Source organism: Mycobacterium sp. NGS16 (genome assembly GCF_059813225.1).
In genome coordinates, this window is record NZ_JCALEE010000004.1 from 1 (window position 1) to 14,408 (window position 14,408).

The following is a 14,408-nucleotide window of genomic DNA, read 5'->3' on the forward strand; positions in this document are numbered from 1 at the left end:
GGTTTCAGGCAACCCCGCTACTCTACTCGGTAGCCGGAGCTGAGTCAACTCCGACGTTTTCGGGGCTACCGGAAGGTCTTCCAGACGGCTCGGCGTTCCGCGTGCGGCGCGCCGGCCTGACCTATCTTACACGCTCGATTTCGGCGCCGAGACCGGCCAGGTACTCCACGAACAACGGGTAGCCGCGATCGATGTGATAGACGTCGTGGACCTCGGTGTCACCGTCTGCCACCAGGCCCGCAAGGACCAGACCGGCGCCGGCTCGGATGTCGGAGGCCCACACCGGCGCGCTGGAGAGCTGCGGCAGACCGCGCACCACCGCGTGGTGTCCGTCGGTGCGGGCGTCGGCGCCCAGGCGGATCATCTCCTCGACGAATCGGAACCTTGCCTCGAAGACGTTCTCGGTGATCATCGATGTGCCGTCGGCGATCGCCGCCAGGCCGATCGCCATCGGCTGCAGGTCGGTGGGGAAACCGGGGAACGGCAGGGTCGCGACGTTGACCGCCTTGGGCCGTTCGTACTGGACCACCCGGAAGCCGTTGTCGGACTGGGTCACGGTCGCCCCTGCGTCGTGCAACTTGTGTAGGACGAGCTGCAGGTGGGCCGGGTCGACACCGGTCACCGAGATGTCGCCGCGGGTCATCACCGCCGCGATCGCCCAGGTGGCGGCGACGATCCGGTCGCCGATCACCTCGTGTTGGGTCGGGTGCAAGCGCGGCACCCCGGTGATCCTCAGCGTCGGCGAGCCGGCACCTTCGACCTGGGCCCCCATCTGGTTCAGCATCGTGCACAGGTCGACCACGTCGGGTTCGCGCGCAGCATTGTGGATGGTCGTGACGCCCTCGGCCAGCACCGCGGCCATCAAGATGTTCTCCGTGGCGCCGACCGAGGGAAACTCCAGCTGAATCTCGGCGCCGCGCAGTGCGTCGGCGTGGGCGACCACACAGCCGTGCTCGATATTGCAAGTAGCGCCCAGCTGGCGCAGGCCGGCCTGATGCATGTCGAGTGGACGGGACCCGATCGCGTCACCGCCGGGCAGTGCGACCTTCGCGCGTAGGCAGCGGCCCACCAGCGGCCCGAGCACGCATACCGATGCCCGGAACTGCCGCACCGCGGCGAAGTCCGCGTCGTACTTGGGTTCATCCGGCGAGGTGATCCGCACCGTGGTCCCGTCGAGCTCGACGTTGGCGCCCAGGCCGCGCAGCACCTCGGCCATCAGCGGCACGTCGAGAATGTCGGGGCAGTTGGTGATGGTGCTGGTGCCCTCGGCCAGCAGCGCCGCAGCCATCAGTTTGAGGACGCTGTTCTTAGCACCGCCCACGGCGACTTCACCGGACAACCGATTGCCGCCGGTAACCACGAAACGCTCACCCACGCGCGTCAGTCTAGTGAGGATTCGACCCTGATCCCGAATGAAACCCGGCGCTGACCGGCCCTCCTCGCCCCGGTTGCCGGCCCCGGTACGGTTTGGACCATGGCAGTGCATATCACCCGCGTCTACACGCGTACCGGCGACGACGGCACCACCGGATTGAGCGACTTCTCGCGGGTCCCCAAGACCGATCCCCGCCTGGTGGCCTACGCCGATTGTGAGGAAGCCAACGCCGCCATCGGTGTCGCGGTCGCGCTGGGCAAGCCCGCCGACCCGGTCAGGTCAACACTGCTGCACATCCAGAACGATCTGTTCGACACCGGCGCCGACCTGGCCACTCCGGTGGTGGAGAACCCCAAGTATCCGCCGCTGCGGATCACCGGCGACTACATCGACCGCGTCGAAGCGTGGTGCGACCTATACAACGAGCCGCTGCCGGCGTTGAACTCGTTCATCCTGCCGGGCGGTTCTCCGCTCTCGGCGTTGCTGCACGTGGCCCGCACCGCGGTGCGCCGCGCGGAGCGGTCGGCGTGGGCGGCCGTCGAAACCCATGCCGACGGGGTGTCGATCCTGCCCGCGAAATACCTGAATCGGTTGTCGGACTTGATGTTCGTGCTGTGCCGGGTGGCCAACCCCGATGGCGACGTGCTCTGGCAACCCGGCGGCGATCGTCAGGATCGTCCCGAAAAGTGAGTCCGCGCCGAGCGGTTTCGGCTGCTCAGTAACTGTGCCGGCGGGACCGCGGAGACGGGCGGGCCTCCAGCCAGGATAAGAACGCGGTGCGGGCGCCGCGGTCCAGCGCTATCTCGAAACCGGCCCGACGATCTTGGGTGGTGTCGCACAGTTCGAGCACCACGATCTCGTCAGTCATGATGTCGAACTCATCACCGCGGGGAGCGCGCCGCGACACCACATCCACGCCGCGGCGCGACAGCCGGCGGTCCGGCCACAGTCGCACACTGGAGAGCCGGTAGAAGGCGGCTTCACCGCCGCGATAACGGACCACGCCGTGGCGCCAGCCGTGCCCTCCGACGGCCGGCAGGTCCCGCATGATCGCCGCGGTGCCGCCCTGACGCAGCTTCCACAGCCGGTAGCTCAGCGCCAGCACGGCGCCGAAGAGCACGGCGACGAGCACGACCATGCAGATCATGGGCGTGCTCATCGACTCATGCCCCGCTAATCGATGACACCCAGGGCGCGCAGCCTGGCTCGGCCCTGTGCGGCCAACTTCGGGTCGTTGGAGTTGGCGTCGTGGCGTGCGGTCGCCTCGTCGATCTCCGCGGCGAAGTCGACGGATTCGGCCAGGATGCTGACGCCCTCGTCGGTCACCGACAGAAAACCGCCGTGCACGGCCAGCCGCAGCTCGCCCTCCTCGACCCGGTCCACCCGCACCATCGCGTCGTCGACGAGTTCGGCGACCAGCGGGATGTGCCGCGGGTAGATCCCGATCTCCCCGACGGTGGTCCGGGTGAAGATGAACGTCGCCTTGCCCGACCACACCTTGCGGTCGACCGCGACGATGTCCACATCGATTTCGGCCATCTCACACCGCCTTTCGGCGCTCGAAAGCGGTCATCACAGCTTGGCGCCCAGGCTCTCGGCCTTCTTGGCCAGGTCGTCGAGACCACCGATCAGGAAGAACGCCTGCTCGGGCAAGTGGTCGAAGTCACCCTTGGTCAGCCGGTCGAAGGCCTCGATGGTCTCCTTGAGCGGCACCGTGGAACCGGGCTGGCCGGTGAACTGTTCGGCCGCCATCATGTTCTGGCTCAGGAACCGCTCGATGCGCCGGGCCCGGCCGACCAGCTGCTTGTCCTCTTCGGACAACTCGTCGATGCCCAGAATGGCGATGATGTCCTGCAGGTCCTTGTAACGCTGCAGGATCCGGATGACCTCCTGGGCGACGCGGTAATGCTCCTCGCCGACCACGGCCGGGTCCAGAATGGTCGAGCTGGACGCCAGCGGGTCCACCGCCGGGAAGATGCCCTTGGAGAACACCGCACGGCTCAGCTCGGTGGTCGCGTCCAGGTGCGCGAACGTGGTCGCCGGCGCCGGGTCGGTGTAGTCGTCGGCGGGCACGTACACGGCCTGCATCGAGGTGATGGACCGACCGCGCGTCGAGGTGATCCGCTCCTGCAGCTCACCCATCTCGTCGGCCAGGGTGGGCTGGTAACCCACGGCCGAGGGCATCCGGCCCAGCAGGGTCGAGACCTCGGAGCCGGCCTGGGTGAACCGGAAGATGTTGTCGATGAACAGCAGCACGTCCTGGCCCGCCTCGTCGCGGAACCACTCGGCCATGGTCAGCGCCGACAGCGCCACCCGCATACGAGTGCCCGGCGGCTCGTCCATCTGACCGAACACCAGCGCGGTGTCCTTGAGCACGTTGGCGTCCTCGAGCTCGACCCACAGGTCGTTGCCCTCACGGGTACGCTCCCCCACCCCGGCGAACACCGAGGTACCACCGAAGTTGCGGGCGATGCGGTTGATCATCTCCTGGATCAGCACCGTCTTGCCCACACCGGCACCGCCGAACAGAGCGATCTTGCCGCCGCGCACGTACGGGGTGAGCAGGTCGACGACCTTCAGACCGGTCTCGAGCATCTCGGTGCGCGGTTCCAGCTCGTTGAAGGCCGGCGGCTTGCGGTGAATCGCCCAGTGCTCGAAGTCCTCGCCGTAGCCGGGCTTGTCCAAGCAGTGGCCCAGGGCGTTGAACACGTGGCCCTTGACGTCATGGCCGACGGGCACCGAGATCGCCGCCCCGGTGTCGGTCACCTCGACGCCACGCACCAGGCCGTCGGTGGGCTGCATCGAGATGCAGCGCACCAGGTTGTCACCCAGGTGCTGGGCGACCTCCAGGGTCAGCGTCTTCGCCAGCTCCTCGAAGGTGATCTCGGCGTGCAGCGCGTTGAACAGCTCGGGCACCGCGCCCCGAGGGAACTCGACGTCGACGACGGGGCCGGTCACGCGCACCACGCGGCCGGCGGTTGTCTTGTCAGCGGTAACAGTCATTATCTTCTTCGCTTCCTCAGTGGCTTAGCGGGGGCTTACCGGGCGGCGTCGGCGAGGGCGTTCGCACCGCCGACGATTTCGCTGATTTCCTGGGTGATCTGGGCCTGGCGCTCGCGGTTGGCCTCCAGCGTCAGCGCTTTGATCAGGTCGTCGGCGTTGTCGGTCGCCGACTTCATGGCGCGCTGACGCGAGGCCAGCTCCGATGCCGCCGAGTCGAGCAGCGCCGCGTACACGCGGGTGGTCAGATACCGCGGCAGCAGCGAGTCGAACAGCGTGGTGGCGTCCGGCTCGAAGGAGTACAGGGTTCGCGGACCGCTCTCCTCGCCGACGTACTCCACCAGCATCGGGGCGATCCGGCGTGCCTCGGCCGACTGCGACAGCATCGAGCGGAAGTCGGTGGCCACAATGTGCAGCTCGTCCACGCCCAGCACCCCGTCCGCCCCCGGGTCGTTGCCGTCGTCGTCGACACCGGACATGAACGCGTCGACCAGCGTCGAGGCGATCTCGGCGGCGTTCTCGTAGGTCGGCTGCTCGGAGAAGCCGGTCCACGAGTCGGTGACCGTCCAGTTGCGGAAGCTGTAGTAAGCCAGCGCCTTACGGCCGACGACGTAGAGAACCGGGTCCTTGCCCTCCGACCGCAGCAAGGCGAACAGCTCCTCGGCCCGGCGGAAGACGTTGGCGTTGTACCCGCCACACAGACCACGGTCGGACGACACCACCAGGACACCCGCCCGCTTGGGCTGGCTGCGCTCGACCAGCAGGGGGTGGTCCAGGGCCGCTTCGGCGGCCAATGTCGTGAGCATCCGGGTGATCTCGGTGGCGTACGGCCGCGCCGTTTCGAGCCGGGCCTGCGCCCGACCGATACGCGAGGTGGCGATCAGCTCCTGGGCCTTGGTGATCTTCTTGATCGACCCGGCCGAGCGGATCCGCCCGCGTAGTTCCCGAAGTGTGGCTGCCATAGCGGCGTTACTTCTTCTTCGCCGGCGCGGCCTTGCGGACCTGCACCGCTTCCTTGCCGAGCTTGTCCTCGTCGAGCGCCTCAACGTGTTCGTCGGGCACCACCGAGCTGCCATCAGTGGCGGCGAAGCCCTTCTTGAACTGGTTGATTACCTCGACCAGCTTCTCGCTGGCTTCCTCGGACAGCTTCTTCGACTCGCGGATCCCGCTCAACAGACCGCTCTCGGAGGCCCGGATGTGGTCCAGCAGCTCGGATTCGAAGCGGCCCACGTCCTCGACCGGCACCGAGTCCAGGTGCCCCTCGGTGCCCAGGAAGATCGAGACCACCTGCTCCTCGACCGGCATCGGCGCGTACTGGGGCTGCTTGAGCAGCTCCACCAGCCGAGCACCCCGGTCCAGCTGCGCCTTGCTGGTGGCGTCCAGGTCGGAGGCGAAGGCGGCGAAGGCCTCGAGCTCGCGGTACTGCGACAGGTCCAGACGCAGCGAGCCGGCCACCTCCTTCATCGCCTTGATCTGCGCGGCGCCACCGACGCGGGACACCGACACACCGACGTTGATGGCCGGGCGGACACCCTGGTTGAACAGGTCGCTCTCCAGGAAGCACTGGCCGTCGGTGATCGAGATGACGTTGGTCGGGATGTAGGCCGAGATGTCGTTGGCCTTGGTCTCGATGATCGGCAGGCCGGTCAGCGAACCACCACCCAGTTCGTCGGAGAGCTTCGCGCAGCGCTCCAGCAGCCGGGAGTGCAGGTAGAACACGTCGCCCGGGTAGGCCTCGCGGCCCGGCGGGCGGCGCAACAGCAGCGAGATGGCGCGGTAGGCCTCGGCCTGCTTGGTCAGGTCGTCGAACACGATCAGCACGTGCTTGCCCTGGTACATCCAGTGCTGGGCGATCGCCGAACCGGTGTAAGGGGCCAGCCACTTGAAGCCGGCGGAGTCCGAGGCCGGCGCGGCGACGATCGTGGTGTAGTCCATGGCGCCGCCCTCTTCCAGCGCGCGGCGCACGCTGGCGATGGTGGTGCCCTTCTGTCCGATCGCGACGTACACGCAGCGGACCTGCTGGTTGGGGTCGCCGGTCTCCCAGTTCTGGCGCTGGTTGAGGATGGTGTCCACGCACAGCGCGGTCTTGCCGGTCTTGCGGTCGCCGATGATCAGCTGACGCTGGCCGCGGCCGATCGGGGTCATGGCGTCGACGGCCTTGATACCGGTCTGCAGCGGCTCGGACACGCTCTGGCGCTGCACCACCGAGGGCGCCTGCATCTCCAGCGGACGACGGGTCTCGGACTCGATCTCGCCGCGGGCGTCGATCGGCTGGCCGAGCGGGTTGACCACGCGACCGAGGAAGCCGTCGCCGACCGGCACCGAGAGCACCTCACCGGTGCGCTTGACCTGCTGGCCCTCTTCGATGTTCTCGAAGTCGCCCAGGATCACCGCGCCGACGTTGTGCTCGTCGAGGTTCAGGGCCACGCCCAGCACCCCGCCGGGGAACTCCAGGAGCTCCTGGGTCATCACCGACGGCAGGCCTTCGACGTGTGCGATGCCGTCGCCAGCGTCGATGACGGTGCCGACCTCCTCGCGCGCGGTGTCGGCGCTGAAGGAGCTCACGTACTCCTCGATCGCCCCCTGAATGTCGTCAGAGGAGATTGTCAACTCTGCCATGGCTTTTCGTCTTCCTGCCTCGAATTATGGGTTGTGGGTCTTAGACCGGGATCAGTCTTGGGTCAGTCGGGCAATTGCGTCTTTGCAGCGGCCAGGCGCGACGACAGCGTCCCGTCGATCACCTCGTCACCGACCGAGATCGCCAGCCCGCCCAGCAGTGCGGGGTCGATGCCGACCTGCACACGCACCGGATGGTTGTAGATCCGGCTCAGCACGGTGTTGAGCCGGGTGCGCTGGGCGTCGCTGAGGTCGGCGGCCGCGCCGACGTGCGCCACCACCTCGCCGCGCCGTGCCACCGCGATCTGGGCGAGCTCGGTGACGGCCTGGTGCGCGGACTGCGCGCGCAGCAACCGGATGGTCTGCTCGAGCAGCGCGGTCGTGACCGCGTTGGCACCACTGCCACCGCTGATGACGTTGCGCAGCAACCCGACCCGGCCGGCCGCCGGTGACGCGGTGTCACTGAGCAGGGTGTCGAGCCGAGGTTGCGCGTCGAGCACGCGGGAGAACCGGAACAACTGGTCCTCCACCTCATCGGCCGTGCCGTTGCGCTCGGCTGAGAGCAGCAGCGCCTGGCGGGCGACGTGTTCGACGGCAGCGATCAGGTCGGCCTCGGTGGACCACCGGGCCGAGGCGGCGTCGGTCACCAGCGTCAGGGCGGAAGCGCCGATCTTGTCGGAGAACAGCCGCTGCACCAGGCGCACCTTCGGCGCGGCGTCTTCGGTCGGCACGGTCAGGTGGCGGGTCACCACGGTCTCGCGCGCCAGCAATTCGGCGACCGCGGTCAGGTCACCGGCCAGGGCGGACAAGCCCTGCTCGTCCAGGCCGCCTGCCACCTCGCCGAACTTGTCCAACAAGCCGGCCAGAGCCTCCCGGCTGGCGGAGCGCATGCGGGCCTGGATCGGCGATTCGACGTCGACCGACTTCGGCGCCATGGCGTCGAGTTCGTCGAGGAACCGGTCGACGGTGGCGGCCTGCCGTTGCGGGTCGGCGACGTAGTCGCGCACCAGCTCGGCCGCCCGCTGCACCGCTTCGGCGCCGAGCTCGGAGCGCAGCTCGCGGATCAACTGGGCACGCATCAGACCCACCTGCTGGCCGCCGGCAGCCTTGACGCGTTCGGCCTCGACGCCGGCTTGGCCGCGCAGTTGCTCCGCGATCCGCTCCGCATCGGTGCGGGCCTCGGTCCTGACGCGCTGCGCCTCGGTCTCCGCGTTGGCAAGCGCCGTGGAGTGCGCCTGGCCGGCCTCGGCCAGCCGGGCCGCCGCTGCCGCAGCCTCTTCCAGCTGCCGGCGCACCGACTCCTGCTGGTCGGCCATCAGCTTGCGCACCGGTGGAACGACGAACTTGACCAACAGCCAGACGATGACGGCAAAGCCGACCAGCTGCCCGATGAATGTCGACATCTTTGTTGCTACCGCCCCGTGCTCGCCGCGGAGAGTGCCTCGGCGTCCACGCCGAGAATCCGACTGGCCAGGGTGGCCGACAAGGTTGCCACCCGGGCCTGCAGCTGCTCACTCACCGCATCGCCTTCCTGCTTGAGTTGCTCGGTGGCGGCCTGCAATGTCGAGGCCACCTCCGCCTCCGCTGCCGACCGCTGCTCCTCGATGGCCTTGCGGCCCTCGGCCCGAGCCTCGTCCCGAACCGTTGACGCCTCCAGCCGCGCAGCCGCCATCTGCTTTTCGTAGTCGGCGTCGGCGGCCGCGAACTGCTCGGCTGACTCCCGGTTGTCGGCGAGGGTCTTGGTGACCATGTTGTCGCGCTCCCGCAACACCCTCATGATCGGCGGCACCACGAAGGTGCCGATCACACCGAGCACGATCAAGAAAATGCCCAGCACGACGAAGAAGGTGCCGTTGGGGATGAGGAAGTTGCTGGTTTCGCCTCCCTCGCCTCCCTCGGCGACCTGGCGGGTCGCGGCCAGGACGACAGCGCTCATGTCACCCATAGGAGCGGACTACTTGACCGGAGTGGCGAAGACGAACAGCGCCATGAACGCCAGGTTGATGAAGTAGGCCGCCTCGACCAGACCGACCGTGATGAAGAACGGGGTGAACAGCCGGCCCTGAGCCTCGGGCTGCCGGGCGATTCCGGAGATCAGCGCATTGCCCGCGATGCCGTCACCGATACCGGCACCGATCGCGCCACCGGCCATGATCAGACCGCCGCCGATGAGGGCACCCATTGCGATTTGGGGGTCCATACCTTATTCCTCCTTGCTAGCTGGTAGTTCTCTACCAGGTCTTTGTTGTGGTGTCGGGCTTGCTAGTGGTCTGCATGATCTTCTAGCTCCATCGCCTGCGAGAAGTACAAGATGGTCAGCAGCGCGAAGATGAACGCCTGGATCAGCCCGACGAACAAGTCGAACGCTTTCCATATCGCGTTGGGGGCCCACAGCACATAGGGCGGGAACAGCGCGATCAAGCCGACCAGGATGCCGCCGGCGAAGATGTTGCCGAAAAGTCGCAGCGACAGCGAGATCGGCTTCGCGATCTCCTCGACCAGGTTGATCGGCGCCAGGAAGGCGACGTGTCCCTTGAGCACCCGCCACGGGTGGCCCAGCAAGCCACGGCGCCAGAACCCGGCCAGGTGGTAGCAGAGGAACACGAACAGCGCCAACGCCAGCACGTAGTTGATGTCGGCCGCTGGTGGCGCGAACAGCTCTTTGGCGGCGCCGGACTCGTCCGAGAACTGCAAGGGCAGCACCGACAGCCAGTTCGACACGAGGATGAACACGAAGATCGTGACGGCCAGCGGCAGCACGAACGGCGCGATGCGCATGCCGATCGCGCCTTCGATCTGGTTGCGCATCTGAACGGTGATCGCCTCGAAGAACAACTGCACGCCGCCGGGAACGCCGGTGGAGGTGACCTTGGCCCGCAGGTAGAACGCCAGCGCGATGACGATCCCGGCAGCGATCGCGCTCGCCAGGATGGTGTCGACGTTGACCGTCCCGAGCAACGGCCAGACGGCGGTCTCGTGGTGGCCGACCTCGATCTTGGCTTCGGCCAGGGTGGTCTCGATCATTACTACTGTGCCGTCCCTTCGGTGCCCTCAAAGCCCTCTGACGCATCAGCCGCTGCGGAGCGGCGAAGTTCCTTCAACACCGGCAACGCGGTGGTTGCCACCAGCAGCACCTCGAACAGTGCCAGCCCGGCCAGCACACCCAGACCGAGCGGCCGGAACAGGTAGGCGATCCCCAAGCCCACGACACTGATGACCAGCAGCCGGGTCGCGGAGTTCAGCGCCATCTGCGATTTGAGCGGGTGATCCTTCGCGGTGATCGACTCCACCGAGCGACGTACCAGCAAGGCGTTGCTGAGGCCCAGCGCCAAGCCGCCTCCGAAGAAAACTCCGAAGAGCGGGTTGCCCAGGTATCCGGCCAACAGCGTGGCCACTGCGGCGAGCACGGCGCAGATGACGGAAAGGCGCAGTGGCCGAAAGGCCACGGAGGGAAACACCAACGGCGCATCCTGCGCTGGTGTCGTCACCGCCTCACCCCAATCTCGACTTGCTCTGTGTCACTGTCGTGAAGTTGCCCGCCGAGCGTATCGGATGCCCGAACGCGCTGCGGAACCACCTACAACACCATCCTAGACGGTGCTACTACCGCGCGTCGTAGGGGCTGTCTTCCAGGCCCTCATCGCGACGCAACAGCGGGATGAGCGTAACGACAATCGCGATGAGCATCGCACCCAGCATCACCGCCCCGGTGTAGCGCGGGTCGAAGAAGATGGTGCCGGCGGTTCCGAACGCGACGATCGCCACCCACAAGTAGATCAACAACACCACCCGGCGGTGCGAGTGGCCGATCTGCAGCAGCCGGTGGTGCAGGTGCATCTTGTCGGGGCTGAACGGGCTGCGGCCGGCTCGGGTGCGCCTGATGATCGCCAGCAGCATGTCCAGTGCGGGCACACACACCACGGCGGCGACCAGCAGGAAGGGCGACAGCAGCGCGAAGACGTCGCGGGCGCCGTAGGCGCTCTGCGAGATCGGCCCCGCGGCGGTCGTGGAGGCGGCGGCCAGCATCAGCCCGATCAGCATCGACCCGGAGTCGCCCATGAAGATCTTGGCCGGGTGGAAGTTGTGCGGCAGGAAGCCCAGACAGGCCCCGGCCAGCACCACCGAGATCAGCGCCGGCGGGTAGAACAGCACGTCGCCGCCGTGATCGGAGAGCAGGCCGACCGAGAACATGCAGATCGCCAGCGCGGTGATCAGGCCGAGGCCGGCCGCAAGCCCGTCGAGGCCGTCGACGAAGTTCATCGCGTTGACCACCGACACGGTCAGCGCCAACGTGAGCAGGATCGACGACACCTGATCGAGCACCACCGTGCCGACCCCGCCGATCGGGATGTAGAGCACACTCCAGGCCACCCCCATGGTGACCAGCACGCTGGCCGCGGTGATCTGGCCGGCGAACTTGGTCAGTGCATCCAGGCCCCACTTGTCGTCGAGCAGGCCGATGCCCATGATCACCCCGCCGGCCAGCACCACCGCCGGCATGCCGGTGGAATAGACGAAGCCGCGGGTGAGTGCGGGCAGCTGGGACGCCAGGAAGATCGCGGCGACGACGCCGACGTACATCGCCAACCCGCCCATCCGTGGGGTCGGCTGCACATGGACGTCGCGTTCCCGCGGGTAGGCGACCGCCCCGAACCGGGTGGCCAGCCAGCGGACCGGCCCGGTGCTGAAGTAGGTGATGATCGCAGCGGTCAACCCGACCAGCGCGAGCTCGCGCAGCGGCACGCCGGCACCACGATCGGCCAGGGCGAGCAGGCTGGTCACGGCGTCTCCGTCAGCGCTGCCGGGTCCAGCCCCAGCACCGCCCCGATCTGCTCGGCCGAGATCGGCCCGCTCCGGACGATGCGCGGGGCGGGACCGGTCAGATCGACGATCGTCGAGGCCTCCCCCTGCTCGGCCCGACCGGCGTCGAGGTAGACGTCGACTGCGTCGCCGAGTTGGCGGCGTGCCTCCGCGGCGTCGAGGGCCGCTGCGCTGCCGGAGACGTTGGCGCTTGACACCGCCATCGGGCCCACGGCCTGGAGTACCTCGAGGGCCACCGGGTGCAGCGGCATGCGCACCATGACCGTGCCGCGGGCTTCGCCCAGGTCCCACTGCAGCGACGGCGCCTGGGTGACGATCAGGCTGATGGCGCCCGGCCAGAACGCCCGGATCAGCTCGCGGGCGGTGTCGGGCACCACCAGGGCCAGCCCGTCGATGGAGTTCCACGACCCGACCAGCACTCCCACCGGCATGTCGCGGCCGCGCCTTTTGGCTGCCAGGAGCGCGGTCACCCCGGCGACGTTGAACGCGTCAGCGCCGATGCCGTAGACGGTGTCGGTGGGCAGCACCGCCAATCGGCCGCCGCGAACCGCGTCGATCGCCGCCGCGATCCCCGCTGCACGCTGCTCGACATCGGCGCAGTCGAAAACCTCTGTCATGGTTGATCGTTCCTGACTGCCGTCACGAATCGGGGCCGTCCGGCCAGGTCCGATCGGGACACCACGTCGTCGAAAGACCCGGTGCCGCGCACGGTTTCGACGGTGGGCGCCGCGGTGGTGTCGTCGTGTTCGACGGCGAACAAGCCGCCGGGGCGCAGCAGGCGCGCAGCCAACGCAGCCAGCGGGGTGATCACTGCCATGCCATCCGGGCCGCCGAACAGCGCATGCGCCGGGTCATGCTGGGCCACTTCGGGATCCAGCTCGGCGCCGTCGGGGATGTAGGGCGGGTTGGCCACCAGCAGGTCGACCCGGCCGTCCAGCTCTGAGAGCAGACCAGGCTCAGTGACATCGGCGCGGATCACTTCCACCGACGTGGTCGCGCAGTTGCGACGCGCGTAGCCCAGCGCGGTTTCGGAGTCGTCGACGGCGAGCACTCGGGCGCCGGGAACACTGTGGGCCAACGCGATCGCCAGGGCACCGGAACCGGTGCAGGCGTCGACGATCACCGGCGAACCAGGAAGCTCTTGTCGCTCAAGTTGTTTCAAGGACCATTCGAGCATGGCTTCGGTCTCCGGTCGCGGAATGAACACCCCGGAGCCGACGTGCAGCGTCACCGGACCGAACGCCGCGGTCCCGATCAGATGCTGGAGCGGGATCCGGGATCGGCGAGCGGCCACTAATTCCCGGTAGCGCCCGAAGAAGACGTCGCCGGGGGGATCCAGCAGCACCAGGCGGCCGCGGTCGACGCCGGCCACGTGGGCGGCGAGCTCTTCGGCGTCGAAGCGGGCCGAGTCGATTCCGGCATCGGCGAAGACGGCAGTTGCGGAGTCGATCGCGTCCCGGAGTGCGCTCACGACGTCCCCTGTAACCGGGATTCTTTGTCGGCGGCGGCCAGTGCGTCGAACATTGCGTCGAGGTCCCCGTCGAGAACCTGGTCGAGGTTGTGCGCCTTGTAGCCGATGCGGTGGTCGGTGATCCGGTTCTCCGGGAAGTTGTAGGTGCGGATGCGCTCGCTGCGGTCCACCGTGCGGATCTGGCTGGCGCGGTCAGCGGAGGCGTCCGCGAGTGCCTGTTCCTCGGCCACCGCCTGCAGCCGGGCCGCCAGCACCTGCAAGGCGCGGGTCTTGTTCTGCAGCTGAGACCGCTCGTTCTGGCAGGTGACCACGATCCCGGTCGGCAGGTGGGTGATGCGCACCGCCGAGTCGGTGGTGTTGACGCCCTGACCGCCCTTGCCGGAGGACCGGTAGACGTCGATGCGCAGGTCCGACTCGTCGATCTGTACCTCGCCGACCTCTTCGGGTTCGGGGTAGACGAGCACGCCGGCGGCCGACGTGTGGACCCGCCCCTGGGATTCGGTGACCGGGACCCGCTGCACGCGGTGCACCCCGCCCTCGAACTTCATCTTCGACCAGACGCCGTCGGGGCTGTCGCCCTTGCTGGCGATGGTGATGGTGGCGTCTTTGTAGCCGCCGAGATCGGAGGTGGTCTCGTCGAGCACCGTCACCGACCAGCCCTGCCGTTCGGCGTAGCGGATGTACATCCGGGCCAGGTCGGCGGCGAACAGCGCCGATTCCTCGCCGCCCTCCCCGGATTTGACCTCGAGCACGATGTCGTCGGCGTCGTGGGGATCGCGGGGCGCGAGCATGTCGGTGAGCGCGGTGTCCAGTTCGGCGACGCGGGCCTCCAGCTCGGGCACCTCGGCGGCGAACGACGCGTCGTCGGCGGCCAGCTCCCGGGCGGCCTCCAGGTCGCCGCGGGCCGACTCGAGTTTGCGGTGCGTGGCGACGATGGGCGCCAGCTGGGCGAAGCGGCGCCCGGCCCGGCGGGCCTCGACCGGATTGTTGTGCAGTTCGGGATCGGCGAGCTGAGTTTCCAGCGCGGCGTGTTCGGCCAGCAGGGCCTCGATCGCCTGCATGCTGCGGGTCATCTCACCTCCATCCCCGAACACAAGCCGACGCCCGGGCGACGTGCGGACACGT

Annotated in this window: 16 protein-coding genes; 1 reads left to right on the forward strand and 15 read right to left on the reverse strand. The window is 68.0% G+C overall.

All coding sequences use genetic code 11. The features are described 5' to 3' along the window. Nucleotides 1–121: 121 nt before the first annotated feature. Nucleotides 122–1,375: a UDP-N-acetylglucosamine 1-carboxyvinyltransferase gene (gene murA / locus AC5Y4Q_RS11705; RefSeq protein WP_064923048.1), complete on the reverse strand. Its 1,254-nt coding sequence runs from the start codon at nt 1,373–1,375 to the stop codon at nt 122–124. Nucleotides 1,376–1,474: 99 nt separating this feature from the next. On the opposite strand from murA, the gene AC5Y4Q_RS11710 reads away from it, so the two are divergent. Continuing rightward, on the forward strand, nt 1,475–2,065 hold the full coding sequence (locus AC5Y4Q_RS11710) for a cob(I)yrinic acid a,c-diamide adenosyltransferase (protein ID WP_125225299.1): 591 nt from the start codon (nt 1,475–1,477) through the stop codon (nt 2,063–2,065). 25 nt (nt 2,066–2,090) lie between these two features. Here the strand turns inward: AC5Y4Q_RS11710 and AC5Y4Q_RS11715 are convergent, their stop codons facing one another. The 14 genes from AC5Y4Q_RS11715 to prfA all read right to left on the reverse strand — a co-directional run bounded on the left by AC5Y4Q_RS11715 (nt 2,091) and on the right by prfA (nt 14,356). Next, complete coding sequence (locus AC5Y4Q_RS11715; RefSeq protein WP_125225298.1) at nt 2,091–2,534, reverse strand: DUF2550 domain-containing protein; 444 nt, start codon at nt 2,532–2,534, stop codon at nt 2,091–2,093. A gap of 14 nt (nt 2,535–2,548) precedes the next feature. Beyond that, nucleotides 2,549–2,914, reverse strand: a complete 366-nt coding sequence (locus AC5Y4Q_RS11720) for a F0F1 ATP synthase subunit epsilon (RefSeq protein ID WP_083038675.1) — start codon at nt 2,912–2,914, stop codon at nt 2,549–2,551. Nucleotides 2,915–2,947: 33 nt separating this feature from the next. Next, nucleotides 2,948–4,378 (reverse strand): F0F1 ATP synthase subunit beta, encoded by a 1,431-nt coding sequence (gene atpD, locus AC5Y4Q_RS11725; RefSeq protein ID WP_064923056.1) that lies wholly within the window; start codon nt 4,376–4,378, stop codon nt 2,948–2,950. Nucleotides 4,379–4,413: 35 nt separating this feature from the next. Then, a complete protein-coding gene (locus AC5Y4Q_RS11730; protein WP_064923057.1) occupies nt 4,414–5,337 on the reverse strand; it encodes a F0F1 ATP synthase subunit gamma in 924 nt (307 codons plus the stop codon). A 7-nt stretch (nt 5,338–5,344) separates the two neighbouring features. Continuing rightward, the gene (gene atpA, locus AC5Y4Q_RS11735) at nt 5,345–6,994 is read right to left on the reverse strand and encodes a F0F1 ATP synthase subunit alpha (RefSeq protein ID WP_064923059.1); all 1,650 of its coding nucleotides are present in this window, start codon (nt 6,992–6,994) and stop codon (nt 5,345–5,347) included. 62 nt (nt 6,995–7,056) lie between these two features. Beyond that, nucleotides 7,057–8,394 (reverse strand): F0F1 ATP synthase subunit B/delta, encoded by a 1,338-nt coding sequence (locus AC5Y4Q_RS11740; protein WP_499959081.1) that lies wholly within the window; start codon nt 8,392–8,394, stop codon nt 7,057–7,059. Nucleotides 8,395–8,402: 8 nt separating this feature from the next. Next, a complete protein-coding gene (locus AC5Y4Q_RS11745; protein WP_064923064.1) occupies nt 8,403–8,936 on the reverse strand; it encodes a F0F1 ATP synthase subunit B in 534 nt (177 codons plus the stop codon). A gap of 9 nt (nt 8,937–8,945) precedes the next feature. Then, nucleotides 8,946–9,191: a F0F1 ATP synthase subunit C gene (locus tag AC5Y4Q_RS11750; protein WP_064923065.1), complete on the reverse strand. Its 246-nt coding sequence runs from the start codon at nt 9,189–9,191 to the stop codon at nt 8,946–8,948. Between the two features lie 62 nt (nt 9,192–9,253). Further along, entirely contained in the window at nt 9,254–10,015 is a 762-nt protein-coding gene (gene atpB / locus AC5Y4Q_RS11755) for a F0F1 ATP synthase subunit A (protein ID WP_125225296.1), read from the reverse strand. Between the two features lie 2 nt (nt 10,016–10,017). Beyond that, entirely contained in the window at nt 10,018–10,479 is a 462-nt protein-coding gene (locus AC5Y4Q_RS11760) for an ATP synthase subunit I (RefSeq protein WP_125225295.1), read from the reverse strand. Nucleotides 10,480–10,594: 115 nt separating this feature from the next. After that, nucleotides 10,595–11,773, reverse strand: a complete 1,179-nt coding sequence (locus AC5Y4Q_RS11765) for a glycosyltransferase family 4 protein (RefSeq protein ID WP_185746651.1) — start codon at nt 11,771–11,773, stop codon at nt 10,595–10,597. Then, nucleotides 11,770–12,429, reverse strand: a complete 660-nt coding sequence (locus tag AC5Y4Q_RS11770) for an L-threonylcarbamoyladenylate synthase (protein ID WP_125225294.1) — start codon at nt 12,427–12,429, stop codon at nt 11,770–11,772. Before AC5Y4Q_RS11770 ends, AC5Y4Q_RS11765 begins: the two co-directional genes overlap by 4 nt. Continuing rightward, nucleotides 12,426–13,283, reverse strand: coding sequence for a peptide chain release factor N(5)-glutamine methyltransferase (gene prmC, locus AC5Y4Q_RS11775; RefSeq protein WP_125225293.1), 858 nt, complete (start codon nt 13,281–13,283; stop codon nt 12,426–12,428). The genes AC5Y4Q_RS11770 and prmC overlap by 4 nt, the downstream gene beginning before the upstream one ends. After that, nucleotides 13,280–14,356: a peptide chain release factor 1 gene (gene prfA, locus AC5Y4Q_RS11780; protein ID WP_064923074.1), complete on the reverse strand. Its 1,077-nt coding sequence runs from the start codon at nt 14,354–14,356 to the stop codon at nt 13,280–13,282. Before prfA ends, prmC begins: the two co-directional genes overlap by 4 nt. Nucleotides 14,357–14,408: the final 52 nt, after the last annotated feature.

Coding starts and splice junctions, on each gene's coding strand:
- AC5Y4Q_RS11710 (WP_125225299.1), top strand. CDS start 1,475: ATGGCAGTGCATATCACCCGCGTCTACACGCGTACCGGCGACGACGGC.
- AC5Y4Q_RS11715 (WP_125225298.1), bottom strand. CDS start 2,534: ATGAGCACGCCCATGATCTGCATGGTCGTGCTCGTCGCCGTGCTCTTC.
- AC5Y4Q_RS11720 (WP_083038675.1), bottom strand. CDS start 2,914: ATGGCCGAAATCGATGTGGACATCGTCGCGGTCGACCGCAAGGTGTGG.
- atpD (WP_064923056.1), bottom strand. CDS start 4,378: ATGACTGTTACCGCTGACAAGACAACCGCCGGCCGCGTGGTGCGCGTG.
- AC5Y4Q_RS11730 (WP_064923057.1), bottom strand. CDS start 5,337: ATGGCAGCCACACTTCGGGAACTACGCGGGCGGATCCGCTCGGCCGGG.
- atpA (WP_064923059.1), bottom strand. CDS start 6,994: ATGGCAGAGTTGACAATCTCCTCTGACGACATTCAGGGGGCGATCGAG.
- AC5Y4Q_RS11740 (WP_499959081.1), bottom strand. CDS start 8,394: ATGTCGACATTCATCGGGCAGCTGGTCGGCTTTGCCGTCATCGTCTGG.
- AC5Y4Q_RS11745 (WP_064923064.1), bottom strand. CDS start 8,936: ATGGGTGACATGAGCGCTGTCGTCCTGGCCGCGACCCGCCAGGTCGCC.
- AC5Y4Q_RS11750 (WP_064923065.1), bottom strand. CDS start 9,191: ATGGACCCCCAAATCGCAATGGGTGCCCTCATCGGCGGCGGTCTGATC.
- atpB (WP_125225296.1), bottom strand. CDS start 10,015: ATGATCGAGACCACCCTGGCCGAAGCCAAGATCGAGGTCGGCCACCAC.
- AC5Y4Q_RS11770 (WP_125225294.1), bottom strand. CDS start 12,429: ATGACAGAGGTTTTCGACTGCGCCGATGTCGAGCAGCGTGCAGCGGGG.
- prfA (WP_064923074.1), bottom strand. CDS start 14,356: ATGACCCGCAGCATGCAGGCGATCGAGGCCCTGCTGGCCGAACACGCC.